General features: G+C 72.8%; 26 protein-coding genes and 1 pseudogene. 18 read left to right on the forward strand and 9 right to left on the reverse strand.

All coding sequences use genetic code 11. The annotated features are described in order from the left end of the window. Positions 1-2: 2 nt before the first annotated feature. From ACFFJG_RS13015 to ccsB, 4 genes are read left to right on the forward strand one after another with little or no spacing between them, the layout of a single operon-like run. A complete protein-coding gene (locus tag ACFFJG_RS13015) occupies positions 3-563 on the forward strand; it encodes a TlpA family protein disulfide reductase (protein ID WP_378519157.1) in 561 nt (186 codons plus the stop codon). Then, entirely contained in the window at positions 560-1,306 is a 747-nt protein-coding gene (locus ACFFJG_RS13020; protein WP_378519158.1) for a cytochrome c biogenesis CcdA family protein, read from the forward strand. Before ACFFJG_RS13015 ends, ACFFJG_RS13020 begins: the two co-directional genes overlap by 4 nt. Beyond that, on the forward strand, positions 1,303-2,943 hold the full coding sequence (resB, locus tag ACFFJG_RS13025) for a cytochrome c biogenesis protein ResB (RefSeq protein WP_378519159.1): 1,641 nt from the start codon (positions 1,303-1,305) through the stop codon (positions 2,941-2,943). Before ACFFJG_RS13020 ends, resB begins: the two co-directional genes overlap by 4 nt. After that, a complete protein-coding gene (gene ccsB / locus ACFFJG_RS13030) occupies positions 2,940-3,959 on the forward strand; it encodes a c-type cytochrome biogenesis protein CcsB (RefSeq protein ID WP_378519160.1) in 1,020 nt (339 codons plus the stop codon). The genes resB and ccsB overlap by 4 nt, the downstream gene beginning before the upstream one ends. Here ccsB and ACFFJG_RS13035 read toward each other — a convergent pair. Then, a complete protein-coding gene (locus ACFFJG_RS13035; RefSeq protein WP_378519161.1) occupies positions 3,915-4,094 on the reverse strand; it encodes a hypothetical protein in 180 nt (59 codons plus the stop codon). The genes ccsB and ACFFJG_RS13035 overlap by 45 nt on opposite strands. Before the next feature lie 36 nt (positions 4,095-4,130). On the opposite strand from ACFFJG_RS13035, the gene ACFFJG_RS13040 reads away from it, so the two are divergent. Next, positions 4,131-4,394, forward strand: a complete 264-nt coding sequence (locus ACFFJG_RS13040) for a DUF4229 domain-containing protein (protein WP_378519162.1) — start codon at positions 4,131-4,133, stop codon at positions 4,392-4,394. A gap of 22 nt (positions 4,395-4,416) precedes the next feature. Here the strand turns inward: ACFFJG_RS13040 and ACFFJG_RS13045 are convergent, their stop codons facing one another. From ACFFJG_RS13045 to ACFFJG_RS13065, 5 genes are all read right to left on the reverse strand, one after another. Then, positions 4,417-5,673: a GNAT family N-acetyltransferase gene (locus tag ACFFJG_RS13045; protein ID WP_378519163.1), complete on the reverse strand. Its 1,257-nt coding sequence runs from the start codon at positions 5,671-5,673 to the stop codon at positions 4,417-4,419. A 65-nt stretch (positions 5,674-5,738) separates the two neighbouring features. Further along, the gene (locus ACFFJG_RS13050; RefSeq protein ID WP_378519164.1) at positions 5,739-6,611 is read right to left on the reverse strand and encodes a 1,4-dihydroxy-2-naphthoate polyprenyltransferase; all 873 of its coding nucleotides are present in this window, start codon (positions 6,609-6,611) and stop codon (positions 5,739-5,741) included. Beyond that, positions 6,595-7,950, reverse strand: coding sequence for an MFS transporter (locus ACFFJG_RS13055; protein ID WP_378519165.1), 1,356 nt, complete (start codon positions 7,948-7,950; stop codon positions 6,595-6,597). Before ACFFJG_RS13055 ends, ACFFJG_RS13050 begins: the two co-directional genes overlap by 17 nt. Before the next feature lie 80 nt (positions 7,951-8,030). Then, complete coding sequence (locus tag ACFFJG_RS13060; protein ID WP_378519167.1) at positions 8,031-8,372, reverse strand: DUF1801 domain-containing protein; 342 nt, start codon at positions 8,370-8,372, stop codon at positions 8,031-8,033. After that, a complete protein-coding gene (locus ACFFJG_RS13065) occupies positions 8,373-8,663 on the reverse strand; it encodes a DUF1330 domain-containing protein (protein WP_378519168.1) in 291 nt (96 codons plus the stop codon). A 33-nt stretch (positions 8,664-8,696) separates the two neighbouring features. On the opposite strand from ACFFJG_RS13065, the gene ACFFJG_RS13070 reads away from it, so the two are divergent. From ACFFJG_RS13070 to menD, 3 genes are read left to right on the forward strand one after another with little or no spacing between them, the layout of a single operon-like run. Continuing rightward, complete coding sequence (locus ACFFJG_RS13070; protein WP_378519169.1) at positions 8,697-9,713, forward strand: AMP-binding protein; 1,017 nt, start codon at positions 8,697-8,699, stop codon at positions 9,711-9,713. Continuing rightward, complete coding sequence (locus tag ACFFJG_RS13075) at positions 9,710-10,654, forward strand: o-succinylbenzoate synthase (RefSeq protein WP_378519170.1); 945 nt, start codon at positions 9,710-9,712, stop codon at positions 10,652-10,654. Before ACFFJG_RS13070 ends, ACFFJG_RS13075 begins: the two co-directional genes overlap by 4 nt. Continuing rightward, complete coding sequence (gene menD, locus ACFFJG_RS13080; protein ID WP_378519171.1) at positions 10,651-12,258, forward strand: 2-succinyl-5-enolpyruvyl-6-hydroxy-3-cyclohexene-1-carboxylic-acid synthase; 1,608 nt, start codon at positions 10,651-10,653, stop codon at positions 12,256-12,258. The genes ACFFJG_RS13075 and menD overlap by 4 nt, the downstream gene beginning before the upstream one ends. 46 nt (positions 12,259-12,304) lie before the next feature. On the opposite strand, the gene ACFFJG_RS13085 is transcribed toward menD, so the two are convergent. Continuing rightward, positions 12,305-13,510, reverse strand: a complete 1,206-nt coding sequence (locus ACFFJG_RS13085; RefSeq protein WP_378519172.1) for a glycoside hydrolase family 16 protein — start codon at positions 13,508-13,510, stop codon at positions 12,305-12,307. Between the two features lie 191 nt (positions 13,511-13,701). Between ACFFJG_RS13085 and ACFFJG_RS13090 the strand changes: the two genes are divergently transcribed. Next, positions 13,702-14,337: an MBL fold metallo-hydrolase gene (locus ACFFJG_RS13090; RefSeq protein WP_378519173.1), complete on the forward strand. Its 636-nt coding sequence runs from the start codon at positions 13,702-13,704 to the stop codon at positions 14,335-14,337. A 22-nt stretch (positions 14,338-14,359) separates the two neighbouring features. Here ACFFJG_RS13090 and ACFFJG_RS13095 read toward each other — a convergent pair whose 3' ends face one another. Beyond that, positions 14,360-15,601: an isochorismate synthase gene (locus ACFFJG_RS13095; RefSeq protein WP_378519174.1), complete on the reverse strand. Its 1,242-nt coding sequence runs from the start codon at positions 15,599-15,601 to the stop codon at positions 14,360-14,362. A gap of 131 nt (positions 15,602-15,732) precedes the next feature. On the opposite strand from ACFFJG_RS13095, the gene ACFFJG_RS13100 reads away from it, so the two are divergent. Next, positions 15,733-16,911, forward strand: coding sequence for an AMP-binding protein (locus ACFFJG_RS13100; protein ID WP_378519175.1), 1,179 nt, complete (start codon positions 15,733-15,735; stop codon positions 16,909-16,911). A 14-nt stretch (positions 16,912-16,925) separates the two neighbouring features. Here ACFFJG_RS13100 and ACFFJG_RS13105 read toward each other — a convergent pair whose 3' ends face one another. Beyond that, positions 16,926-17,918 carry a L,D-transpeptidase family protein gene (locus tag ACFFJG_RS13105; protein ID WP_378519176.1) on the reverse strand — a complete coding sequence of 331 codons (993 nt, stop codon included), beginning with the start codon at positions 17,916-17,918 and terminating at the stop codon, positions 16,926-16,928. Positions 17,919-18,041: 123 nt separating this feature from the next. Here ACFFJG_RS13105 and ACFFJG_RS13110 point away from each other — a divergent pair, with 123 nt between their 5' ends. From ACFFJG_RS13110 to ACFFJG_RS13145, 8 genes and pseudogenes are all read left to right on the forward strand, one after another. Further along, positions 18,042-18,731, forward strand: coding sequence for a demethylmenaquinone methyltransferase (locus tag ACFFJG_RS13110; protein ID WP_378519177.1), 690 nt, complete (start codon positions 18,042-18,044; stop codon positions 18,729-18,731). 238 nt (positions 18,732-18,969) lie between these two features. Then, on the forward strand, positions 18,970-19,329 hold the full coding sequence (locus tag ACFFJG_RS13115) for an NADH-quinone oxidoreductase subunit A (RefSeq protein ID WP_378519178.1): 360 nt from the start codon (positions 18,970-18,972) through the stop codon (positions 19,327-19,329). 10 nt (positions 19,330-19,339) lie between these two features. Further along, positions 19,340-19,894 carry a NuoB/complex I 20 kDa subunit family protein gene (locus ACFFJG_RS13120; RefSeq protein WP_378519179.1) on the forward strand — a complete coding sequence of 185 codons (555 nt, stop codon included), beginning with the start codon at positions 19,340-19,342 and terminating at the stop codon, positions 19,892-19,894. Between the two features lie 128 nt (positions 19,895-20,022). Beyond that, on the forward strand, positions 20,023-20,733 hold the full coding sequence (locus ACFFJG_RS13125; RefSeq protein ID WP_378519493.1) for an NADH-quinone oxidoreductase subunit C: 711 nt from the start codon (positions 20,023-20,025) through the stop codon (positions 20,731-20,733). A 1-nt stretch (position 20,734) separates the two neighbouring features. Next, positions 20,735-22,075, forward strand: a complete 1,341-nt coding sequence (locus tag ACFFJG_RS13130) for an NADH-quinone oxidoreductase subunit D (protein ID WP_378519180.1) — start codon at positions 20,735-20,737, stop codon at positions 22,073-22,075. 67 nt (positions 22,076-22,142) lie between these two features. Continuing rightward, a pseudogene (nuoE, locus tag ACFFJG_RS13135) lies at positions 22,143-22,841 on the forward strand (NADH-quinone oxidoreductase subunit NuoE); the annotation flags it as partial. Beyond that, a complete protein-coding gene (gene nuoF / locus ACFFJG_RS13140; protein WP_378519181.1) occupies positions 22,838-24,157 on the forward strand; it encodes an NADH-quinone oxidoreductase subunit NuoF in 1,320 nt (439 codons plus the stop codon). The pseudogene nuoE and the gene nuoF, both read left to right, overlap by 4 nt. After that, on the forward strand, positions 24,154-26,239 hold a 2,086-nt coding region (locus ACFFJG_RS13145), incomplete at its 3' end, for an NADH-quinone oxidoreductase subunit G (protein ID WP_378519494.1). The genes nuoF and ACFFJG_RS13145, both read left to right, overlap by 4 nt.

The following is a 26,239-nucleotide window of genomic DNA, read 5'->3' on the forward strand; positions in this document are numbered from 1 at the left end:
TCATGCGCGCCACCGTCGTACGCCTGCTCCTCGCGGCCTGCCTGCTCCTCGTCACGGGCTGCTCGAGCCTGTCCGGCACCGGTGACAAGGGCTACATCACGGGCGAGGGCGTGCCCACCGAGGTCAAGGCCGTCGACCGGGGATCACCGGTGGAGCTGACCGGCACCGACCTCGACGGCGAGGCCGTCGACCTCGCCGACCTGCGCGGCAAGCCCGTCGTGGTCAACGTGTGGTGGTCGCAGTGCCCGCCGTGCCGCGTCGAGCAACCCGACCTCAACGAGGCGGCCGCCGAGCTCGGCGACCGCGCCGCCTTCGTCGGGCTCAACATCCGCGACTCCTCCGCCGACCCGGCCCGCTCCTACGTCCGCGGCTTCGACGTGCCCTACCCCTCGATCTACTCGCCCGACGGCTCGGCGCTGCTGGCCTTCGCCGGCACGCTCAACCCGCGCTCGATCCCCAGCACCGTCGTGCTCGACGCCGAGGGCCGGATCGCCGCGTCGGTCCAGGGGCGGGTGCCGACCCCGACGACCCTCGTCGACCTCGTCGAGGGAGCCGAGAAGTGAGCGACTGGTTCCAGCAGACCGCCCTGTCGGGCTCGCTGCTCCTCGCGCTCCCGGTGGCGCTGGTCGCCGGCCTCATCTCGTTCTTCAGCCCCTGCGTGATCCCGCTGCTGCCGGGCTACCTCTCCTACGCCAGCGGCATCTCGGGCGCCGAGCTCGAGGACGCCCGGCGCAGCCGGCTGGTGGCCGGTGCGGTCCTGTTCGTGCTCGGCTTCGCCGTCGTGTTCGTGCTCCTCGGCAGCCTCACCGGGGCCGCCGGGGCGTGGCTTTTCGGCCACTACCAGCAGCTCAACATCGTCCTGGGGGTCATCACGATCCTGCTGGGGGTCGCGTTCCTCGGCGGGATCGGCTTCCTCCAGCGCGACTGGCGCATCCACAAGGTGCCGGCGGTCGGTCTTGCGGCCGCCCCGCTCCTCGGGTTCCTCTTCGGCGTGGGCTGGACGCCCTGCGTGGGCCCCACGCTCGCGGCGATCAACGTGCTGTCGGTCAACGAGGCCACCGCGGGCCGCGGCGCGGTGCTGTCCGCCGTCTTCGCCCTCGGGCTCGGCCTGCCGTTCATCGCCGCCGCGGTGGCCTACCGCCGGATGCTCGGTGCGTTCGCGGCGGTCCGCCGCCACCAGGTGCTGGTGATGCGGTTCGGCGGCGCGATGATGGTCGTCGTCGGCGTCCTGCTGCTCACCGGCTGGTGGGACGTGCTCCTGCAGCAGCTCCAGGGCTCGGTCGTCGGCTTCGGGACGGCGCTGTGACCGACCTCGAGCAGCGCCGCGCCGCCGAGCGTCCCTCCGACGCCCGCCAGGCGACGCCGATGCCCACCGACATGACCGCGCGCGAGCTCGTGCGCTGGTCGTGGCGCCAGCTCACCTCGATGCGCACCGCGCTGGTGCTGCTGCTCCTGCTCGCCCTCGCGGCGATCCCGGGGTCGGTGATCCCCCAGGAGGACATCGACTCCCTCAAGGTCTCGCAGTGGCGCGACGACCACCCGCGGCTCGCGCCCGTCTGGGACCGCCTCGACCTGTTCTCGGTCTACGGCTCGGTGTGGTTCTCCGCGATCTACATCCTGCTGATGGTCTCGCTGGTGGGCTGCATCGTGCCCCGCCTGCTGGTCTACGCCCGCGCGCTGCGCGCCAAGCCGCCGAAGGCCCCCCGACACCTCTCGCGCCTTCCGGAGTCGACGTCCTACGAGACCGACGAGGCCCCCGAGGTCGTGCTGGCCCGCGCCGCGAAGGTGGTGCGCCGCCGGCGCTACCGCGTCGACCGGCCCGAGGGGTCCGACGCCGTCGCCGCCGAGCGTGGCCACCTGCGCGAGGCCGGCAACCTGGTCTTCCACCTCGCGGTGATCGTGGTGCTGGTCGGCGTCGCGGTGGGCAGCCTGTTCGGCTACAAGGGCGGCGTCATCCTGTTCGTCGGCAAGGACTACGGCTTCTCCAACAGCCTCACCCAGTACGACGACTTCGCGCCGGGCAGCCTGTTCGACGAGGCGGCCATGGAGCCGTTCTCCTTCACCATCGACAGCTTCGACGTGGAGTGGATCACCGACCCGGAGAGCCGCCGGGTCGGCATGGCGCGCAAGTTCGTCTCCCACCTCACCTACCGCACCGACCCGGGTGCGCCGGAGCAGGAGTACGACCTCAAGGTCAACCACCCGCTCTCCATCGGCGGCACCGACGTCTTCCTCATCGGTCACGGCTACGCCCCCGTCATCACGATCCGCGACGGCGACGGCAACATCGCGCAGTCCGGGCCGCAGGTCTTCCTGCCGACCAACGCGCAGACCTTCGAGTCGTTCGGCGTCGTCAAGGCCCCCGACGCCGAGCCGACCCAGATCGGCCTCGAGGGCACCTTCTACCCGACGTTCGCCATGGGCCGCGACGCCGACGGCAGGCTCACCATGCCGAGCTCGGCCTTCGGCAACGCCCTCGACCCCCTCGCGTCGCTGTTCGTCTACACCGGCGACGTCGGCCTCGACGACGGGACCGGCTCGTCGGTCTACGTCCTCGACAAGTCGAGGACCACGCAGCTGATGAAGCCCAACGGCCAGCCGTTCCGGATGGACCTGCGGCCCGGCGAGACCGTCACCTTGCCGAACGGCCTCGGCAGCGTGACGTTCGAGGGCCTCGAGCGGTGGAACAAGATCCAGATCAGCCGGACCCCGGGCAAGCTCGTCGCGCTCACCGGTGTGGTGCTGGCCCTGCTCGGCCTGCTCGGCTCGCTCTTCGTGCGGCCGCGCCGGCTGTGGGTGCGTGCCCGCCGTCGCGAGGACGGGAGCACACTGGTGGAGGTGGCTCGGCTCGACCGGTCCTCCGGTGGCGATCCGGAGAACGGGCGCGACGAGCTGGCCGCGATCGTGGCAGCACTGAAGAAGGACGAAGGGGTGTCATCGTGACCGACCTGCAGTGGGAGACGCTCAGCAACCAGGCCGTGGCCGCGGCGGGGGTCGTGTACTTCCTCGCGCTCCTGGCCTACGCGGTCCAGTGGGCGGCGCTGCGCGACGTCCCCGTACGCCGTCAGGCGCAGGTCGCCGTCGGCGCCGGAGGGGCGGCCGACGAGGTCGGGGCACCGTCGCCGGACGCGATCGACGACCTCAGCTCGGAGCGCCCCGAGATGTTCGGGCGCCTCGGGCTGCTGCTCACCGGCATCGCGGCCCTCGCCCACCTCGTCGCCCTGGTCGGGCGCGGCGCGGCCGCCGACCCCAACCGGGTGCCGTGGGGCAACATGTACGAGTTCACCCTCAGCGGCACCTTCGTGGTGGTCGCGCTGTTCCTGGCCACCACCGGCCGCTGGCGGCTGTCGTGGCTCGGCCCGATCGTGGTGGGCTTCACCCTCTGCGTGATGCTCGCCGACGTGCTGTGGCTCTACGAGCCGGTCGCGCCGCTGACCGAGGCCCTCGAGTCGTACTGGCTGGTGATCCACGTCGTCGCCGCCGTGATCGCCACCGGTGCCTTCACCCTCGGCGGCATCACCTCCGCGCTCTACCTGCTCAAGGCCCGCTCGACGAAGCAGACCGGCTACCTCGCGCGCCTGCCCGAGCTGGCGGCCCTCGACCGCATCTCCTACCGGATGCACGCCTTCGGGTTCCCGGTGTGGACCTTCGGCGTGCTCATCTCCGGCCCGATCTGGGCGCACCAGGCGTGGTCGTCGTACTGGAACTGGGACCCCAAGGAGGTGTGGGCGTTCATCACCTGGGTGGTCTACGCCGCCTACCTCCACGCCCGGGCGACCGCGGGCTGGCGCGGGCGCAACGCGGCGATCCTGGCGCTGGTGGGTGTCGCGACGCTGTGGTTCAACTTCATCGGGATCAACTTCTTCAGCACCAGCAGCCAGCACTCCTACGCCAACGGCGCCGAGGCGGAGCGCTCAGTCGTCCTCCGGGTCGCGCCGGCGCCGGTCGAGACCCCGTAGGAAGTCGGGGTCGTCGTCGGGGCCGACCACCCGCGGCGGCTGGCCGGCCGGGCCGTCGATGCGCCGCAGCACGACACGCACCAGGGCCCACACCGCCAGCGCGATGAGGAGCACCACCAGCAGGACCTTCAGCATTCCTCCAATGTAGCCAGCCCCGCCTAGGCTGGAGGGGTGAAGGAGTTCGTGACCTACACCGCCCTGCGGATCGTGCTGCTGCTCGCCTCGTTCGGGGTCGTCGTCGGGGTGATGGCGCTGCTGCTCGACGGCCAGGTCCACCTGTTCTGGGCCCTCGTGGCGGCGTTCCTCATCTCCGGGATCGCCTCCTACTTCCTGCTCGACCGCCAGCGCGAGGCCTTCGCCCGCCGGGTCGAGCTGCGCGCCTCGCGGGCCGCCGCGGCGTTCGAGGAGCGCAAGGCCCGCGAGGACCGGGACTGACCCGCCCCTGCGGGCACGGGCCTCAGAAGCCGGTGAGGCTGTAGGGCTCGTCGGTCAGGTCCGCCATTGCGGCGAGGCGTCCCAGCGCCCCCGGGTCGCCGGCCAGCCGGCCCGCCCGCTGCAGCTCGACCACGCGTACGCCGCCGAGGTAGAGGGTCGCGAGGGTCTCGGCGTCGAGCCGCACGTCCGCGTCGGACCCGGTGCGGGTCACCGTCGCCACGCCGTCGCGGGTGGTGACCTCGAAGCGTCCCGCGGCCCACCCCTGCGCGTCCGCCACCTCGAGCACCACGGTGCCGTCGGAGCTCCACGGGCGCGCGGCGAGGGCGCGCGGCACGTCGAGGACGCGCAGCCACAGGAAGTGGCGGGTGCCGGTCACCTTCAACCGGTCGACGTCGGCCAGGGCCCACCGCAGCGGGTCGTCCGGGTGCGCCAGGCTGAAGGTGAGCTTCTTGATCCGGTCCATCTGCGCCAGGAAGTCCCACAGGCCGAGCTGGGCCTCGGGAGGCAACGCGATCATCTCCTCGACGGTGAGGGAGTAGTCCTCGCCGTGCTTGAACACCGCGAAGCCGTCGACGGCCCCGTCGGCGTCGACGTGGAGCGCGGTGCGGATCTTGCGGTTGGCGCCGCCCCCGTTGAAGTCGAAGGCGCCGCTGTGGATGTCCTCGTACTGCACGGGCCACTCCACCGACCCGCGCTGGCGGGCGTGGAAGGCGTCGAAGACGGCCTTCACGTGGGGCCAGGCGACGTCGGGCTCGAGCAGCTCCACTCGACCGGGGTCGGCGGAGGAGCGGAGGGCGAAGCCGGGCGTGGCGTCGACCTCGACGAGGGTGTTGAACGTCGCCGGGCCGAAGCCCCAGCGGCCGTAGATCGTGGCCTCGGACGCGGTCAGCGCGGCCATCGGGACACCCTGCTCGACGGCGTCGGCGAGGTCGGCCTCGATCATCTGCCGCAGCAGCCCGCGCCGGCGGTGGCTGGGGCTGGTGGTGACGTCGGTGATCATCCGCAGCGGCAGCAGCTCGCGCCCCGCGTTGAGGGTCTTGTCGAGGCTGGCGTACGTCGCGACCGGCAGCGGCCCCGACCCGAGCTCGCCCTCGGGCAGCCAGGCGCCGCGCGCCGTGGCCGCGTCGGCGCGGTAGTGGGTGACCCAGCGGTCGACGAGCTCGTCGCTGGGCCGGTCCTCGCGGAACCCGCGCAGCACGGCGGTGATCCACCCGCGCCGCCGGGCGACGGCCTCCTCGGAGTCGTCGGACAGGTCGAGGATGGCGTGCTGGTAGTCCACGGTCGTCACGCTAGCCAGCGGCCCGGCCAGGCGGCCACGGGTTATCGGCCGGGCAGGCGCGGGGCTCAGGCCAGGAGCAGCGGCGCGGCGACGAGCAGCGACCACAAGAGCTCGGAGGCGCCGGTCGCGGCGAGCACCGGGATGAGCGCCGGGCCGGTCGCGCCGCCCAGGACCGCGCGTGCAGGCGGGACGGCGCGGACGAGGAAGGCGAGCCCGAGCAGCGCCCACCAGGTCGTGGCCGCGGCGACCGCGACCACCGCGGCGGCCGCGACCAGCACGAGGAAGGCGTAGAGGTAGCGGGTGCGCTCGTCACCGAGCCGGACCGCGAGGGTGCGCTTGCCGGCGACCGTGTCGGTGGGGATGTCGCGCAGGTTGTTGGCGACCAGGATGGCGCAGGCGAGGGCGCCGATGCCGATCCCGGCGTAGAGGGCCGCCCAGTCCCACGCCTCGACCTGCACGTAGGTCGTCCCGATCACCGCGACCAGCCCGAAGAAGACGAAGACCATGACCTCGCCGAGGCCGAGGTAGCCGTAGGGGGTGGAGCCGCCGGTGTAGTACCAGGCCGCGACCACGCACACCGCGCCGACCGCGACCAGCCACCAGGCAGTCGTCGCCGCCAGGACGAGGCCGGCCAACGCCGCCACGCCGAACGCGGCGAACGCCGCTGCCTTGACCGCCCCCGGCGTGGCCGCACCCGACCCCACCAGTCGCATCGGCCCGACCCGGTCGGCGTCGGTGCCGCGGATGCCGTCGGAGTAGTCGTTGGCGTAGTTGACCCCGACCTGCAGGGCCAGGCTCACCACCAGGGCCAGCGCGGCCTTCCACCACACGGCGGCGTCGGCGTGTGCCGCGACACCGGTGCCGGCGAGGACGGGCGCCACGGCGGCGGGGAGGGTGCGCGGGCGGGCGCCGGCGATCCAGTCAGCGGAGGAGGTCACCGGTGGATTCTGGCAGGGGCGCCTCGGGCTCCAGCATCGTGGGCGGCCCGGCAGGAGCGACCTCCGCGGGGGCGGGAGCATCGGCCCTCGCGTCCGCGAGGACGTCGGCGGGCACGTGCTCCTCGAGCCAGCGACGGCCCGCGTGCGCGGAGGCGTGCAGGCCCGTCGCGGCCAGCGCCACGATCAGCGCGATCGTCAGCCAGCCGAAGGCGCCCCACTGCATGGCGAGGAAGCCGTAGACGGCCGGCGCCCAGAAGCGTCCGAGCGTGCTGCCGAGCTCGGCCACGCCCTGGTAGTCGCCCCGTCGCCGCGGGTCCATCAGCTCGGCCTCGAGCGTCCAGCCCGACGCGGAGAGGAACAGCTCGGCCCAGGTGAGCACGACGTGGCCGAGGAAGAACATCGCGATCGTCAGCCACCCCACCGTCTCGTGGGTGGCCAGCGTGATGAGGCAGGTGAGCACGAAGAAGAAGGTGGACAGCCGCACCGCGCGCAGGGCCGTGCCGACGTCGTGGATGCCCCGCGACGCCAGCCGCGGCAGCACGATGCACATCACCGTGTTGGTGCCGAAGAGGACGGCGACGAGCACCTTGGGGGCGTCGGTCTCGGTGACCAGCCAGACCGGGATGACGGTGTGGAGCAGCACCTGGTTGGTCCACATCACGCCGGTGAAGAAGGTCACCGCGATCCAGCTGCGGTTGCGGATCGCCGGGGTGCCCTCGGGCTTGACCCGCGGCTCGCTGCTGCGGACGTCGTGGGTGGCGTCGGGCAGGCGCAGGATGGCACCGGCGTTGGCGAGGAAGAGCACCGCGCTCAGGACGGGCGCCCAGCGCAGCACGTCGGTGCCGAAGGCGATCGCGCCGCCGCTGAGGAAGGCGCCGACGCTGAAGCCGACGTTGAGCGCGGAGTACATGTAGGCCCGCGACTCGACCCGCTCGGACGGTGGCAGCACGTCGATGACGTAGGCGCCGTGGGCGGTGCCGCTGAGCGTGCCGGCGACCTCCATCGCCACGGCGAGCGCGACGTACTCGGGGAAGCTGTCGATGAACGGCCAGGCCAGGAACAGCGCACCCTGGATGACGGCGCTGAGCGACCACATCCGCTTGGGGCCGAAGTGGTCGACGAGCTTGCCCATCGGGACCGCCACGAAGAAGCTCGAGACCGCCGCGACCGTCAGGCCGATGCCGACCTGGCCCAGCGAGAGCCCGACGACGAGGGTGAAGAACACCGCCGAGCCGGCGATGAAGGCACCGTCGCCGGAGGCGAAGATGAGCGACTGCAGCGACAGCCGCCCGGCGAGGGTCGACGGGGGTCTGGCGTAGTTCTTCAGGGCGGTGAGCATCGCCGTCCATCCTCTCCCGCGGCACCGACACCCGCCTCCGATTTACGGCGCGACGGACGTCACACGCAGCCGCCCGGACGTCAGGCGCGGTTGGCGGCGACGGCGGCGCGGACGAGGGCGACGAACGCGTCGCGGTCGACCTCCTCGCCCTCGTGGACGTCGAGCGCACGGCGGGTGCCGGCGTCGAGGCTGGCGTTGAAGACGCCGGAGGGGTCGCGCAGGGAGGCGCCGCGGGCGAAGGGCACCTTGACCTTGTCCTTGTAGGTCTCCAGCGTGCACACCAGGCCGTCGAGGGAGAAGGTCGGGACGCCGTCGGGGTTCGAGGCCTTCCTCCACTTCGCCTCCTCCACGACGTCGGGCTCGGCCTCCCGCACCAGCGCGCGGAGCAGCTCGACGGTGTCGGCCCGCCAGTCCGTGGCCACCTACTCCACCCCGGGGGCGATGCGCAGGTCGCGGTCGGCGCCGCCGTCGAGCGCGGCCAGGGCCTGCTGGTAGGCGTCGCTGTCGTGGGTGGCGACGGCCGCCTCGACCGAGGGGAACTCGATGACGACGGTGCGAGTGGCCTCGCCGTGCTCGTAGGTGCGCTCGGGCGTGCCGCGCACGAGGAAGCGGCCGCCGCCGTCGCGGATGGCCGGTCCGGCCAGCTCGGCGTAGGCCGCGACCTTGTCGGCGTCGTGCACGGCCCGGTAGGTGCAGATCCAGTAGGCGCTCATGGCCCCGACCCTACGACCGCTAGCGTGGGGCGGGTGACCCTGCTGCGCCCCTCGGACGACCCGCCGGCCGCGGTCGCGCAGCTCTCCGGCTGGCTGGGCGACGACGCGCCGCCGCCGCTGGTGATCGAGACGTCCGGCTCCTCGGGCCGGCCCAAGCGTGTCGTGCTGCCGCGCGAGGCGGTGCTGGCGAGCGTGGCGGCGTCCGCTGCTCGCCTCGGAGCGACGGGGCGCTGGCTGCTCGCGCTGCCGTCGTCCTACGTCGCCGGGGTGCAGGTCGTCGTCCGCTCGCTCGTCGCCGGGCACGACCCGGTCCTCGTCCCCGACCTCGACGTGGCGGCGGCCGTACGTGCTGCGGGGCAGGGACCCCTGTTCACCTCCCTCGTGCCGACCCAGCTCCACCGGCTGCTCGCCGAGGACGACCAGGCGGCGGCGCTCGCCGGGCTCCACACGGTGCTCGTCGGCGGCGGCGGCCTCGACCGCGACCTGCGCCGGCGCGCGGAGGAGCGCGGCGTCCACGTCGTGACGACCTACGGCTCGTCGGAGACCGCGGGCGGGTGCGTCTACGACGGCGTGCCGCTCGACGGCGTCGGCGTCGTGCTCGACGCCACCGGCCGGATCCGCCTCGGCGGGCCGACGATCTTCGCCGGCTACGACGGCGACCCCGACCTGACCGCGCAGGCCCTGGTCGACGGCTGGTTCGTCACCTCCGACACCGGACGCCTCGACCCCGACGGCCGGCTGCAGGTCACGGGACGGGTCGACGACGTCGCCGTCTCCGGCGGCGTCAAGGTGCCGCTGCCCGCCGTCGCCGAGCGGCTGCGCCAGCACCCCGGCGTCGTCGACGCCGAGGTGCTCGCGGTGCCCGACGAGGAGTGGGGCCACCGCGTCGTCGCGGTCGTGGTGGGCGACGCCGACGAGGCGGGCCTGCGCGACTGGGTCGGCGAGGTCCACCCCCGGTCGTGGGCGCCCCGCACCGTCGTCCGCGTCGACGCCCTGCCGCTGCTGTCCAACGGCAAGGTCGACCGCCAGGCGATCCGGGCGGCGCTGTGACCCACGTCTTCTCGATCCCGATGCGCACCCGCTTCCGCGGCATCACCGTTCGCGAGGGCGTGCTGGTGCGTGGTGACGCCGGGTGGGGCGAGTGGTCGCCCTTCCTGGAGTACGACGACGTCACGTCGCGCCCGTGGCTGGCCTGCGCCCGGGAGGCGGCCGACGTCGGCTGGCCCGCACCGCTGCGCGACCGGGTGGCGGTCAACGTCACCGTCCCGGCGACCGACCCCGAGCGCGCGCACGCCATCGTGCGGGCGGGCGGCTGCACGACCGCCAAGGTCAAGGTCGCCGAGCGCGGGCAGGTGCTCGCCGACGACCTCGCCCGGGTCGAGGCGGTGCGCGACGCGCTCGGCCCCGGCGGGCTGGTGCGGGTCGACGCCAACGGTGGCTGGGACGTCGACGAGGCGGTCCGCGCGATCGCGGCGCTGGAGCGTGCCGCGGGAGGCCTGGAGTACGTCGAGCAGCCCGTCATGGACGTCGAGGACCTCGCGCTCGTGCGCCGTCGCGTCGACGTCCCGGTCGCCGCCGACGAGTCGATCCGCCGCGCCGAGGACCCCTACCGCGTGCGCGACCTCGAGGCCGCCGACGTCGCGGTGCTCAAGGTCCAGCCGCTCGGTGGGGTCCGGGCCTGCCTGCGGATCGCCGAGGACATCGGCCTGCCCGTCGTCGTGTCGAGCGCCGTGGAGTCGAGCGTCGGCATCGCGGCCGGGGTGGCGCTCGCCGCGGCCCTGCCGGAGCTCCACCACGCCTGCGGGCTCGCGACCGTGCAGCTGCTCACCGACGACGTCGTCGCCGAGCCGCTCCTGCCGGTCGACGGGATGCTGCCGGTGGGCCGACCGGTGGTCGACGAGGCCGCGCTCGCCCGGCTCGCCGCGCCGCCCGACCGGGTGGCGCACTGGGAGGCCCGGCTGGCCGCGGTAGGGCAGGATCAGGCCTCGTGACCCAGCCCTCGACCGTCCTGGCCCGCACGGTCGTGACCGCCCTGCGCGGCGCCCGCGTCGAGGAGGTGGTGCTGGCCCCCGGGTCGCGCAACGCACCGCTCTCGTTCGCGCTCTTCGACGCGGCGCAGGCGGGCGGGCTCCGGCTGCACACCCGCATCGACGAGCGCACCGCCGCCTTCCTGGCGCTCGGCCTGGCGAAGGTACGCCGCAACCCGGCCGCCGTGGTCTGCACCTCGGGCACGGCGGTGGGCAACCTCCTCCCGGCCGTCATGGAGGCGGCGCACGCGGGCGTCCCGCTGGTCGTGGTGACCGCCGACCGGCCCGCCCGCCTCCGGGGCACCGACGCCAACCAGACCACCGACCAGGCCGGTGTGTTCGGTCCGTTCGCGCCGACGCTCGACGTGGCGGTGGCCGACCTCGAGGAGCTGCTCGGGTTCGTGCGCCTGCACCACCACCGTGGCCCGGTCCACCTCAACGTCCAGCTCGACGAGCCGCTCCTGCCGGACGACGACGGCTGGGACGGCGGCGAGGCGCCCGTGTGGACCGACACCGACCCGGGCCCGACGCAGAGCCAGCACGTGCTGGAGACGGGGCCGCGCACGGTGGTCGTCGCCGGCGACGACGCCGGTCCGTTCGCCCGCAACCTCGCCGAGCGCGCCGGCTGGCCGCTGCTGGCCGAGCCGTCCAGCGGCTCGCGCACCGGCGACCACGCGATCCGCACCTACCGCCTGCTGCTCGCGGGCCCGCTCGGGCGCCGCGTCGAGCGCGTCGTCGTCCTCGGCCACCCCACGCTGTCCCGGCCGGTCTCCCGCCTGCTCGCGCGCGACGACGTCGAGGTGGTCGCCGCGACGCACCGCGGCATGTGGAGCGCCCGCCCCTACCCGGTCGACCACGAGGCGCAGCACCTGCTGCTGGCCGGGGCTGACGACCCCGCGTGGTTCGAGGAGTGGCGCACGGCCGACCGCGCGGTCTCGCGCGCCCTCGACCGGCTGCTCGCCGCCGAGCCCGACCTCACGCCGCACGAGGTGGCCGGCGCCGTGAGCCGCGCGCTGCCGCCGGGCGGCCTGCTCTTCGTCGGTGCGTCCAACCCGGTGCGCGACCTGGACCTCATGGTGGCGCGCTACGACGTCGGTGCCCGTCGCATGGTCATCGCCAACCGCGGCCTGGCCGGCATCGACGGCACCCTCAGCTCCGCGATCGGCGCGGCGCTCGGGCGCCCGCACTCGACGCGCGCCCTGGCCCTCGTGGGTGACGTGACGTTCCTGCACGACACGACGGGGCTGGTCATCGGCCCCCGCGAGGCGCGGCCCGACCTCACCATCGTGGTGGTCAACGACGACGGTGGCTCGATCTTCGCGACCCTGGAGCAGGGCGCACCAGAGCACGCCGACCGGTTCGACACGCTGTTCGGCACCCCGCACGGGGTCGACCTGGCGAGCCTCTGCGCCGCCGCCCGGGTGCCCCACCTGCGGGTCGAGAGCCTGCCGGAGCTGGAGCAGGCCCTCGCCTCGCCCAACGGCGGCATCGAGGTGGTCGAGGCGCGCGTGCGCCGCGACAACCGCCGGGAGCTGGACGAAAAGATCCGCGCGCTGGTCCTTCCCTGAGGAAGGTCCAGCGCGCGGACCGGGTCGTGCGTGGTGCGTCAGTCGATCAGGCCTGCGGGGTCTCCCACACGCGGACCCAGTCGACGTACATGTGCTGGGGGAGCTTGGAGTCGGGCATCTCCAGCGCCTCGTAGTCGGAGGCGAGCAGGCTCAGGATGAGGTACTGCTGGGCCTTCGACACGCGGGCCGACGTGCGCCAGGTCTCCTTGCCGTCGATGCGCATGATGATGGCCTTCGGGGTCCACTGGACCGAGAAGACGTGGTAGTTCTTCGACCAGCCGTCGCCCTTGTTCTTCAGGAACGACTTCGAGTCCTTGATCCACGAGCCGGTCTTGATCAGGCGCTGGCCCTTGTACCAGTGGATGAAGCTGGTGAGGCCGCCCTGGGGGTGCTTGTCGCCGAAGTACTCGATGACGTCGATCTCGTGACCGTCGCTGCCCGGGTGGTTCTCACCGACCGGCTGCAGCCAGAAGCTGGCGTGCTGGCCCTGGAGCTTCTGCATCTTGATGCGGGCCGCCGCGACGCCGTACTTGAAGTTGAAGGCGTCCTGCGTGCCGATGTGGCCGTTGAGGCGGTAGGAGATCTTCTTCTTCACCTTGCGCGAGACCGCGAGGCACTTGCCCTTGGCGGACTTGTCCTTGATGACGCTCAGGCGCAGCGCGCCGCCGCCGACCTTGACGGCCTTCGGGGAGCCCTTGGAGCACTTGCGCTTGCTGGTGGGCTCGTAGTCCTGGCCGCGCATGCTCCACACGGGGTTGAGCGTGGAGCCGGAGAACTCGTCGGAGAACGTCGGGGTCAGCCACTGCGAGGTGTCGGCGCTGCCGCTGGTGAAGGACTTGAGGCCCTTGTAGCTGGGGGCGGTGACCCGGTAGGTCAGCGCCGCGCCACCCTTGGACACGGCGGCGGCGAACTGGGCGCGACCGGCCTTGTCCTGCTTGGCCTTGGCGACCTTCTTCCAGGAGGTGCCCTGGAGCTGCTCGAGGACGACCGGGCGGCCGACCTTGACCGGCTTGATGGTCGCCGTGACGGCGGCCTTGGCCGAGGCTGCGCTGGCGGTGCCGCGACCCTGCTGGACGATCTGCGGGAGCACCTCCAGCGAGATCTTCTGGCCGGCCTTGGTGAACGCCGAGGACGACGCCGCGGCAGGCGCGGCGCCCGAACCGGCAGCAGTGCCGGCCTCGGTGCTCATGAGCAGGGACGCGGGCAGGAGCAGCGCGGCGACGCTGCCTGCGAGCACGCGGCGTGCAGACATGTGAACTCTCTTTCGAGTCGGGTGCGAAAACGTGGTCCCCCGGGGCACTCCACCCGTCGGAGGCGCCCTCACCATAACCGGGGGCCGGGGATCGCACCGATTCTTCGGCCGAACCGTCCACTGTGACGGGTGTGACAGGTGGTGCCGTGCGTGCGGGTCCGTCCGGCGCCCGCGGGCCTAGGCTGGACCGCATGCGGATCACCAAGCACGGGCACGCCTGCGTACGCCTCGAGCACGACGGCCAGGTCCTCGTGATCGACCCCGGGGTGTTCACCGACGCCGCCGCGCTGGAGGGCGCCGACGCGGTCCTCGTCACCCACGAGCACGCCGACCACGTGCACCCCGACCACCTGCGCGGCACCGACGTGCCGGTGTGGACGATCGCCGCCGTCGAGCGGCTGCTGCGCGAGCAGGCGCCCGACGTGGCCGAGCGCGTCACCCTCGTGCGCCCCGGCGACCGGCTCGAGGTGGCCGGGCTGTCCGTCGAGGTGGTGGGGGAGCTGCACGCGGTGATCCACCCCGACTACGACCGCTTCGACAACTCGGGCTACCTCGTGGAGTCGGGCGAGCGCAGCGTCTACCACCCGGGCGACGCGCTCACCGTCCCCCCGCGGGCCGTCGACGTGCTGCTCGCGCCGGTGAGCGCCCCGTGGCTGAAGGTCTCGGAGGCGGTCGACTTCGTGCGCGAGGTCGGCGCCCCCGTGGCGCTCGGGATCCACGACCGGGTCTACAGCGACGTGGGCCTCGACATGGTCGCGGCCCACATGGGCAACCTGCTGCCCGACGGTCAGGTCTTCGAGCGCCGCGAGCCGGGCCAGGACCTCTAGCGGCCGCCCGGTCCGGAGCGGATCAGCCGATCTCGAGCGCGTCGCGCACGGGGACGAACTTGGCCTGCGACTCGGCGAGCTCGGCCTCGGGGTCGGAGCTGGCGACGATGCCGCAGCCGGCGAAGAGGCGCACGCCGGCGTCGGTGAGCATCGCCGAGCGCAGGGCGATGCCCCACTCGCCGTCGCCGGAGGCGTCCATCCACCCGACGGGGCCGGCGTACCGGTCGCGCGTCATGCCCTCGATCTCGGCGATGAGCGCGGTCGCCGCGGGCGTCGGCGTGCCCCCGACGGCCGCCGAGGGGTGCAGCGACTCGGCGAGCTGGAGCGAGGTGGCCTCGTCGTGGACGACGCCGTTGACGTCGGTCGCGAGGTGCATGACGTTGGGCAGGTGGAGCACGAACGGCGCCTCGGGCACGTTCATCGAGGAGCAGTGCGGCTCGAGGGCGTCCGCCACCGAGCGCACGGCGTACTCGTGCTCCTCGAGGTCCTTCGAGGAGCGGGCCAGCGTGGCGGCGAGCGCGAGGTCGCGCTCGTCGTCGCCGGTGCGGCGGATGGTGCCGGCGAGCACCCGCGAGGTCACCAGTCCGCGCTCGCGGCGCACCAGCATCTCGGGCGTCGCGCCGAAGATGCCGTCGACGTGGAACGTCCAGCACATCTCGTAGTCGTCGGCGAGGCGCCGCAGCGGCCAGCGGACGTCGACCGGCTCGTCGGTCGAGGCGATGAGGTCGCGCGCCAGCACCACCTTCTCGAGGTCGCCGGAGGAGATCCGCGAGACCGCCTCGGCCACGACCGACATCCACTCCTCGCCGTTGAGCGCGCCGTCGGAGAACGCGATGCCGGCGGGCGGCCGGGGAGCGGGGGCGGCGACGAGGTCGGGCGTGGGGACCGAGACGGTGGTCAGCCAGGTGCGGTCGCCGCGCCGGCCCACGACGACCTGCGGGACGACGAGCGTGGAGTGGCCGGGGTCGTCGGCGAACGCGAAGGTGCCGAAGCACACCGGACCGGTGCCGGGCTCACCGACGCGGTCGTCGACCTCGGCGCGCGCCACCAGCTCCGACCACCACTTGTCGGCGTCGCTGAAGCGGGTCGGGCCCGAGGTGTCGAGCCGTGCCGCCACGCCCCAGCCGACCAGGCCCTCGCCGCGGCGCAGCCAGCTGACGGGGTCCTGCTCGGGCAGCAGGTCGAGGAGCGGGATGTCCGCCAGGTCCACCGGGACGGTGCGCACCACGAGCGGTGCGGTGGAGGCGGACGCAGGGGTCGTCACGAGGGTGAAGCGTACGCCGGGTGGTGCAGCCCAGTGACGGGAGATCGGCCAATCGGCGAACAGGAGGCGGCCGGCTGACCTAGGTTTCGCACGGATCTCGGACGAACCCCGGAGGAACGAGGAGACCGGACGTGCCTGCACACCCCTCGCCGCTCGTGCGGCTCGAACGCCACGCGCGTGAGCGCGCCCTGGAGGTCGCGGTCGTCGAGCGCTCCGGCGACGGGTGGTCGTCCCTGACCTGGAACGAGCTCTACCGCCGCGTCATCGACGGGGCGGCCGGGATGATCGAGGCGGGGGTCTCACCCGGCCACGTGGTCGTCGTCCGGGTGCCGACCGGCGCCCGGCTGGTCGAGCTCGAGCTGGCCGTGCGCGTCGCCGGCGCGGTGCCGCTGCTCCTGCCCGAGCACATGGACCCCGACGAGGTCGGTCGCCTGCTCGACGACATCGAGGTGCGCCTGGTCGTGGTGGACCACGAGGGCCGCCTCGCCCTGCTGCGCCAGGCATCCCTCCTCGACGCCCAGCTCTTCGAGTGCGACGACCGCTCGTGGGAGCGCCTGCGCGCGATGGGCCTCGAGCGGCGCAAGCGACAGCCCGACCTGCTGGCCTGGGTCGACCGCGCCCGCACCGACGCCGCGTCCGGGGCGGTGCTCGGCCTGCCGCGCGAGAAGGCCGAGGCCTGGCTGTTCCGCCCCGAGTCCTCCGGCATGCTGTCCGACCTGCGCGGCGACGACGTCGTCCTGCTGACCGGCGAGGCCACCGACCGCTTCACCGCAGTGGTCCGCGACGCCCACCTGACGTCGGGCTGCCTCCTCGCCTGGGTGGAGACGCCCGCCGAGCTCGAGGGCGCGCTCGCCCACGTCTCGCCGACCCACCTCCTGCTCGACCACGTCACCGCGAAGGTGCTCGAGGACCTCGTCGAGGCCGGCCGGGTCGACGGCGCTCCGTGGCACGAGGCGCCGCGTGACGTGCTCGACGCCACCTCCGCGCGGGTCGCGGAGGCCCGGCTGAGCTCGCGTGAGCGCAAGCTCGCCGACGAGGTGTCCACGCTCGCACCCTGGTGGGGCGGCCGGCTCAAGGTGCTGGCCCTCGACGGCCGGGTGCACCGCACCGTGAGCGCGCTGGCCACGACCTTCGGCTTCCGGATCGGCCGGATCGCCCACCACCCCGCCGTCCGGCTCGACCTCAACGCCGAGCACCTCGTCGTGCCGGTGCCGGCCCCCGCGGTCGTCGAGGTGGACGCGGCCACCTCGCTGCCGCGCCGCGGTCGCGGCGGTGCGCAGCTCGACTCGGCGTTCTCGCTGACGCCCTGAGCCGACCGCCCGGGTCAGGAGCGGTAGACGATCACCGCGTCGCCGATCCTGACCCGGTCGAAGAGCCACTCGACCGCCGCGCGGTCGCGCACGTTGACGCAGCCGTGGGAGGCGCCGTCGTAGCCGTTGGCGGCGAAGTCGGGGGAGTAGTGCACCGCCTGGCCGCCGGAGAAGAACATCGCGAACGGCATCGAGGTGCCGTAGAGGTTCGAGACGTGGTCGCGCGACTTGCGGTAGACCGCGAACGCCCCCTCGCGGGTCGGCAGCTCGTCGGAGCCGAAACGCACCTCCACCGTCTTCAGCACCACGCCGTCGACCACCCAGCGCAGCGAGCGCGACGACTTGTCGACGCACATCGCGCGCCCGGTGGTGCAACGCGGGTCGAGCGGCGGACCGGCCGGGACGATGTTGAACAGCTCGGCGCGGGTGGGCTCGCGCGTCATCTCCTTCAGCCGGTCGAGGGTGCGGCGGTCGACCTGGCCGGTCACCGGGATCCGCCGCTCGGCCTGGAAGCCCTCGACGGCGGCGACGGTCGTGCGGGCGTAGCGGCCGGTGACGTCGCCGTCGTACTGGTCTACCTGCTCGAGCCGGGCCTGCACCTGGCGCACGAACATCCCGCGGTCACCGCGCTGGAGCAGCGGTCGCCCGGGCGTGTAGACGTTGTGGAGGGCGTCGGAGGTGGGCTCGGTGGTGCGGGCCACGATCTTCGTCCAGGTGCGCTGGTCGACCACGCCGTCGGCGTTCCAGCCGCGGCGCCGCTGGAAGGTCGCGACGCCCGTCTGCGTCTCGGCGTCGAAACGGCTGGTGACCACCTCGGAGTGCAGGTCGAGCTGGTGCAGCCGGCTCTGCAGCTCGCGCACCCGCCAGCCCGTGTCACCGGGGCGGAGGGGCTCGAAGTCCTGCGCGGCCGTCGCCGGGGCGGTGACGAAGCAGGTGAGCGCGAGCAGGAGCGCTGCCAGCCACGCCGTCAGGCCTCGCGCGGACGGGTGCAGGTGTCGGTGCGGCACGGGTCGTTCCTCCCCCTCGGTCCGGCTCGGGGCCGGTCCCGGTCTGGTGGTCCCCGAGTGTAGGGACGTACGCCGACAGCCCCGCGTTGCACGTCCCGGGGACCGGACGCCTACGCTCGGCGCGTGGCCCGCGCTGACCTGGACAAGCAACCGACCGACGTCCGACGCATGTTCGACACGGTCGCGAGGCGCTACGACCTCACCAACGACCTGATGACCGCGGGCATCCAGCGCAGCTGGCGCCGCTCGATGGTCGACGCGGTCGGCGCCCGGGCGGGCGACCTCGTCCTCGACCTCGCGGCCGGCACCGGCTGCTCCAGCGAGCCGTTCTACGCCCACGGCGCCACGGCGGTGCCGTGCGACTTCTCCGTCGGGATGCTGCAGCAGGGCAAGAAGGACCGGCCCTCGCTGCCGTTCGTCGCCGGCGACGGCACCCGCCTGCCCTTCCTCGACGACACCTTCGACGCGGTCACCATCTCCTACGGCCTGCGCAACTTCGTCGACCCGGTCGCGGGGCTGCGCGAGATGCTCCGCGTCACCCGTCCCGGCGGTCGGCTCGTGGTGTGCGAGTTCAGCACGCCCACCAACGGCGCGTTCCGCTCGCTCTACATGGACGGGTTCATGCGCGCCCTGCCGAGGATTGCGTCGGTGACCGCGAGCGCCAGCGACGCCTACGTCTACCTCGCCGAGTCGATCCGGGCGTGGCCCGACCAGCCCGGCCTCGCCGCGATGATCGCCGAGGCGGGCTGGAAGGCGCCCGAGTGGCGCGACCTCACCGGCGGCATCGTCGCCCTGCACCGCGCCACCGCCTGATCCTCTGCCTGCCCCTCCGCTGATCCTCCCCTCCGACCTGCACCGGCCGCCGCCAATTAGGGCACGTCCGGATGACCTAAATGCGCAGGTCAGGGCGGCTGCGCGACACGTGAGCCAGGTCACGACCCCGGCGTGACGCACGCCGCACCGGAGTCCTAGACTGTGGCGCGCGCCACTCGTGAAGTGCTTCACAAGGTCACATGCCGGCAGCGGCGCGCGGCTCACCGGAAGGGAAGCGATGCAGCTCTACACGCCGATCCTGGCGCTGGCACTCCTCGCGACGGGGTTCGCGGTCTTCTCCGTCGCCATCAGCGCGTTCACCGGGCCCAAGCGCTACAACCGCGCCAAGCTCGACTCCTACGAGTGCGGCATCGAGCCGACGCCGCAGCCCGTCGGCGGCGGCCGCTTCCCGGTGAAGTACTTCATCACCGCGATGCTCTTCATCGTCTTCGACATCGAGATCATCTTCCTCTACCCGTGGGCCGTCCACTTCGACGCGATGCGCCTGTTCGGCCTGGTCGAGATGGTCCTGTTCATCGCCACCGTCTTCGTCGCCTACGCCTACGTGTGGCGCCGCGGCGGACTTGATTGGGACTGAGGGAAAAGCCATGGGACTCGAGGAGAAGCTGCCGTCAGGCGTCCTGCTGACCACCGTCGAGGGGGTGGCCGGCTACATGCGCAAGGCGTCGTTCTGGCCCGCCACCTTCGGCCTGGCCTGCTGCGCCATCGAGATGATGACGACGGGTGGCCCGAAGTACGACCTCGCGCGCTTCGGCATGGAGGTCTTCCGGGCCAGCCCGCGCCAGGCCGACCTGATGATCGTGGCCGGTCGCGTGAGCCAGAAGATGGCCCCCGTCCTGCGCCAGATCTACGACCAGATGCCCGAGCCGAAGTGGGTGCTCGCGATGGGCGTGTGCGCCTCGTCGGGCGGCATGTTCAACAACTACGCCATCGTGCAGGGCGTCGACCACGTCGTCCCGGTCGACATGTACCTCCCCGGCTGCCCGCCGCGCCCGGAGATGCTCATCGACGCGATCCTCAAGCTCCACGACCAGGTCCAGCACACCAAGCTCGGCGCGAACCGCAAGAGCGAGATCGAGGAGCTCGAGACCGCGGCGCTGCGCGCGCTGCCGACCTCGCAGATGAAGGGCCTGCTCAGGTGAGCGACGACAAGACCGACGACAAGACCGACGGCAAGACCGACGACAAGTCCGACAAGAACGAGTCCGCCCGCCCGGCCGAGGAGCGCAACCTCGAGAAGGCCAAGGACGCCACCGGCACCGGCAGCGGTGTGGGACAGCCGGCGCCCGAGCAGTCCCCGGAGAACGTCCCGGCCCCGACCCACGAGGTCCGTTCGGTCGGCGAGCGTCGCGGCATGTTCGGCGTGACCGGCTCGGGCGACACCTCCGGCTACGGCGGCCTGGTCAGCGCGAAGGTCTTCCCCGCGCCGACCCAGCGTCCCTACGGCGGCTGGTTCGACGAGGTCGCCGACGCGTTGGAGGCCCGCCTCGGCGCCACCGACCTGACCCACGCGATCGAGTCGGTGGTGGTGCACCGCGGCGAGATCACCTTCCACGTCCGGCGCGAGGACCTGCCCTTCGTGGCGCAGATGCTGCGCGACGACGAGGCGCTGCGCTTCGAGCTGTGCTCCGGCGTCAGCGGCGTGCACTACCCCGACGACGCGGGCCGCGAGCTCCACGCCGTCTACCACCTGACGTCGATGACCCACAACCGACGCATCCGGCTCGAGGTCTCGGTGCCGGACTCCGACCCGCACGTGCCGAGCCTGGTGAGCATCTACCCGACGCTCGACTGGCACGAGCGGGAGACGTACGACATGTTCGGGCTGGTCTTCGACGGCCACCCCGCTCTGACCCGGGTGCTCATGCCGGACGACTGGCCGGGCCACCCGCAGCGCAAGGACTACCCGCTCGGCGGGATCCCCGTGGAGTACAAGGGCGGCAGCATCCCGCCGCCCGACCAGCGCAGGAGCTACAACTGACATGACGACCGAACAGGACTTCTACGCAGCGCCCGGCGACACCAGCCAGGGCCGCGTCTTCACCGTCACGGGCCAGGACTGGGACTCGGTCACGCAGAGCATCGGCGAGTCGGCCGAGGAGCGGGTCGTGGTCAACATGGGCCCGCAGCACCCGTCCACCCACGGCGTGCTCCGGCTGATCCTCGAGCTCGAGGGCGAGACGGTCACCGAGGCGCGCTGCGGCATCGGCTACCTCCACACCGGCATCGAGAAGAACATGGAGTACCGCTCCTGGGTGCAGGGCACGACCTTCTGCACCCGGATGGACTACCTCTCGCCGTTCTACAACGAGGCCACCTACGTCCTGGGCGTGGAGCGCCTGCTCGACATCGAGGACGACATCCCGGAGAAGGCGCAGGTCATGCGGGTGCTCCTGATGGAGCTCAACCGGATGTCGTCGCACCTCGTCGCGATCGCGACCGGCGGCATGGAGATCGGCGCGCTGACCGTCATGACGATCGGCTTCCGCGAGCGCGAGCTGGTGCTCGACCTGTTCGAGCTCATCACCGGGCTGCGGATGAACCACGCGTTCTTCCGCCCCGGCGGGGTCGCCCAGGACCTGCCGCCCGGCGCGCTCGACGAGATCCGCGACTTCATCGCACTGATGAAGAAGCGCCTGCCCGAGTACGCCGCGCTCTGCAACGCCAACCCGATCTTCAAGGGCCGCCTCGAGGGTGTCGGCCACCTCGACCTGGCGGGGTGCCTGGCCCTCGGCATCACCGGTCCGGTGCTCCGCTCCACCGGCTACGCCTGGGACCTGCGCAAGACCCAGCCCTACTGCGGCTACGAGGACTACGAGTTCGACGTCCAGACCTGGGACACGTGCGACTCCTACGGCCGCTTCCGCATCCGGCTCAACGAGATGTGGGAGTCCCTGCGGATCGTGGAGCAGGCTGCCGACCGGCTCGCCGGCCTCGAGGGCGCCCCGGTCATGGTCGCCGACAAGAAGATCGCCTGGCCCAGCCAGCTCGCGATCGGCAGCGACGGCATGGGCAACAGCCTCGACCACATCCGCCACATCATGGGCGAGTCGATGGAGGCGCTGATCCACCACTTCAAGCTGGTGACCGAGGGCTTCCGCGTGCCGGCCGGCCAGGCCTACGTCCCGGTCGAGTCGCCGCGCGGTGAGCTGGGCGCCCACGTGGTGTCCGACGGCGGCACCCGCCCGTTCCGGGCGCACTTCCGCGACCCGTCGTTCACCAACCTGCAGGCCACGAGCGTGATGAGCGAGGGCGGCATGGTCGCCGACGTGATCGTCGCGATCGCCTCCATCGACCCCGTGATGGGAGGAGTCGACCGATGAGGCACCCCACGAAGTTCTCGACCTCCTCCGCTCCGCTCCTCCGTCCGACAACTCCGAGGGGACCCCGCCGATGAGCACCGAGTCGCGTCTCGACGCGAAGACGTGGGACGAGCTGCGCGAGATCGCGGCCCGCTACCCCGAGGCCCGCTCGGGACTGCTCCCGATGCTGCACCTCGTGCAGTCGGTCGAGGGCAAGGTCACCCCCGAGGGCATCGAGGCGTGCGCGGAGATCCTCGGCATCAGCGCCGCCGAGGTCAACGGCGTGGCGACCTTCTACACGATGTACAAGCGCAAGCCGGTCGGCGACTACCACGTCGGCGTGTGCACCAACACGCTGTGCGCGGTCCTGGGCGGCGACCTCATCTTCGAGCGGCTCAAGGAGCACCTCGACGTCGGCAACGACGAGACCACCGAGGACGGCAAGGTCACCCTCGAGCACCTCGAGTGCAACGCGGCCTGCGACTACGCCCCGGTGATGATGGTCAACTGGGAGTTCATGGACAACCAGACCCCCGAGTCCGCCGTCCGGGTCGTCGACGACCTGCGCGCCGGCAAGGAGGTCCACTCCACCCGCGGCCCGCGCCTGTGCACCTGGCGCGAGGCCGAGCGGGTGCTCGCCGGGTTCCCCGACGACCGCGCCGACGAGGGCCCGTCCGCCGGACCCGCCTCGCTCGTGGGGCTCTCCATCGCCCGCGAGAAGGGCTGGACGGCCCCCACGACGACCCCGCCGGCGCCCGCGTCCGACGAGAAGGGAGAGGGCAAGTGACCGACGTGCTGACCCCGGTCCTCACCGACAACTGGGACACCGAGCGCTCGTGGACCCTCGCGGCCTACGAGGAGCGCGGCGGCTACGACGCCCTCGACAGGGCGTTCGCGATGACGCCCGACGAGGTCATCGAGACCGTCAAGGCCTCCGGCCTGCGCGGCCGCGGTGGCGCCGGCTTCCCGACCGGCATGAAGTGGGGCTTCATCCCGCAGGACAACCCGCGCCCGAAGTACCTCGTGGTCAACGCCGACGAGTCGGAGCCGGGCACCTGCAAGGACATCCCGCTGATGATGGCCACGCCCCACACCCTGGTGGAGGGCGTGATCGTCAGCTCCTACGCGATCCGCGCCCACACCGCGTTCATCTACGTCCGCGGCGAGGTCCTCCACGTGATCCGGCGCCTGCAGCGCGCGGTGCAGGAGGCCTACCTCGCCGGCCACCTCGGCAAGAACATCCACGGCTCGGGCTACGACCTCGACCTCATCGTGCACGCCGGCGCCGGCGCGTACATCTGCGGCGAGGAGACGGCGCTGCTCGAGGGCCTCGAGGGCCGTCGCGGCCAGCCGCGCCTGCGTCCGCCGTTCCCCGCGGTCGCCGGCCTCTACGCCAGCCCGACGGTCATCAACAACGTCGAGTCGATCGCCTCGGTGCCGGCCATCATCACCCGCGGCGCCGAGTGGTTCGCCTCGATGGGCACCGAGAAGTCGCAGGGCCACGGCATCTTCAGCCTCTCCGGCCACGTCGCGCGCCCGGGTCAGTACGAGGCGCCCCTCGGCATCACGCTGCGCCAGCTCATCGACCTCGCCGGCGGCATGCGCGAGGGCCACGAGCTGAAGTTCTGGACCCCCGGGGGGTCCAGCACGCCGCTGCTGACGCCGGAGCACCTCGACGTCCCGCTCGACTTCGAGTCCGTCGGTGCCGCGGGGTCGATGCTCGGCACCCGCGCGCTGCAGCTGTTCGACGAGACCACCTGCGTGGTGCGCGCCGTGCTGCGCTGGACCGAGTTCTACAAGCACGAGTCGTGCGGCAAGTGCACCCCCTGCCGCGAGGGCACGTGGTGGCTCACGCAGACGCTGGCGCGGCTCGAGAAGGGCCAGGGCAGCGAGGACGACCTCGACCTGCTGCTCGACCAGTGCGACAACATCCTGGGCCGCTCGTTCTGCGCGCTCGGCGACGGTGCCACCAGCCCGATCTCGAGCTCGATCCAGCACTTCCGCGACGAGTACCTCGCCCACCTGACCCACGGCGGCTGCCCGTTCGACCCGGCCGCCTCCACCGCCTTCGAGACCAGCACCCCCGTGGGAGCCGACGCATGACGACCACCCCCGCGCGCACCGAGGTCGAGACGGTCACGCTGACCATCGACGGCGTCCAGGTCAGCGTCCCGAAGGACACGCTGGTCATCCGCGCCGCCGAGCAGGTCGGGGTGCAGATCCCGCGCTTCTGCGACCACCCGCTGCTCGACCCCGTCGGCGCGTGCCGCCAGTGCCTGGTCGACATCCCCGACGCCGGCAACGGCCGCGGCTTCCCCAAGCCCCAGGCCTCCTGCACCCTGCCGGTGGCCGAGGGCATGGTGGTCAACACCCAGGCGACCAGCGAGGTGGCCGACAAGGCCCAGCAGGGCGTCATGGAGTTCCTGCTGATCAACCACCCGCTCGACTGCCCGGTCTGCGACAAGGGCGGCGAGTGCCCCTTGCAGAACCAGGCAATGAGCAACGGCCGCGGCGAGAGCCGCTTCGCGGAGAAGGGCGGCGTCAAGCGCACCTTCCCCAAGCCGATCAACATCTCCGCCCAGGTGCTGCTCGACCGGGAGCGCTGCGTGCTGTGCGCGCGCTGCACGCGCTTCTCCGAGCAGGTCGCCGGAGACCCGTTCATCGCCCTGGCCGAGCGCGGCGCGCTCCAGCAGGTCGCGATCTACGAGCGCGAGCCCTACGAGAGCTACTTCTCGGGCAACGCCATCCAGATCTGCCCGGTCGGCGCGCTGACGTCGGCCGACTACCGCTTCCGCTCCCGCCCGTTCGACCTGGTCTCCACGCCGGGCGTCGCCGAGCACGACGCGTGCGGGGCGGCGATCCGCGTCGACCACCGCCGTGGCAAGGTCATGCGCCGGCTCTCGGGCAACGACCCCGAGGTCAACGAGGAGTGGATCAGCGACAAGGACCGCTTCGCCTTCCGCTACGCGCAGGCCGAGGACCGCATCACCTACCCCCAGGTCCGCGAGGACGGCGTGCTACGCCCCGCCTCGTGGCCCGAGGCGTTCGCCGTGGCCGCCCGCGGCCTGCGCGACGCCGGCGCGTCGGCGGTCCTCACCGGTGGCCGCCTGACCGCCGAGGACGCCTACGCCTACGCCAAGTTCGCGCGAATCTCCCTCGGCACCCACGACATCGACTTCCGCGCCCGCCCGCACAGCGCGGAGGAGGCCTCGTTCCTGGCCTCACACGTCGCGCTCACCGGTGACGTGACCTACGCCGACCTCGAGGCCGCGCCCGTCGTGGTGCTCCTCGGCCTCGAGCCCGAGGACGAGGCCGCCACGATCTTCCTGCGGCTGCGCAAGGCGGCCCGCAAGGGACGTACGCAGGTCGTCTCGGTCGCGCCGTGGACCTCGCGCGGGCTGCGCAAGATGAAGGGCCGCCTGGTCCCTGCCGCCCCCGGCACCGAGGCCGAGGTGATCGGCTCGCTCAAGGACGCCGAGCACGGGGTCACCAAGGACGCGGTGATCCTGGTCGGCGAGCGCCTCGCCGGCACCCACGGCGCCCTGTCGGCCGCCGCCGAGCTCGCCGCCACCACCGGCGCCCGCCTCGCGTGGGTGCCGCGTCGTGCCGGCGACCGCGGTGCAGTCGAGGCCGGCGCGCTGCCCACCCTGCTGCCCGGGGGCCGCCCCGTCGGCGAGGCCTCGGCCCGCGTCGACGTCGCCGCCGCCTGGGGCGTGGACTCGCTGCCCGCCAGGGCCGGGCGCGACGGCAACGCCATCGTGGCCGCGCTGGCCAAGGGCGACCTCGGCGGCGTGGTCGTCGCCGGCGTCGACCCCGACGACACCGCCGACCCGGCCGCGTTCCGCGCCGCGCTCGACGCCGCGGGCTTCGTGGTCAGCCTCGAGCTGCGCGAGAGCGACGTGACCCGCGTGGCCGACGTCGTGCTGCCGGTGGCCCCGGTCACCGACAAGGCGGGCACCTTCGTGACCTGGGACGGGCGCGCCCGCTCCTTCGACGCGGTCTTCGCCAACCCCGCCTCGCTGCCCGACCTCCGGGTCCTGGCCGGCATCTCCGAGGAGCTCGCCGCCCTCGGCGCGGGCCACGCCCTCGGCTTCCGCACGGTGGAGGAGGCACGCGCCGAGATGGAGGCGCTCGGTCCGTGGGACGGCCCCCGTCCCGCCCTCGACGCCGGCAAGGCGCCCCGGG

The organism is Nocardioides zeicaulis (genome assembly GCF_042432345.1).
Taxonomy (GTDB): domain Bacteria; phylum Actinomycetota; class Actinomycetes; order Propionibacteriales; family Nocardioidaceae; genus Nocardioides; species Nocardioides zeicaulis.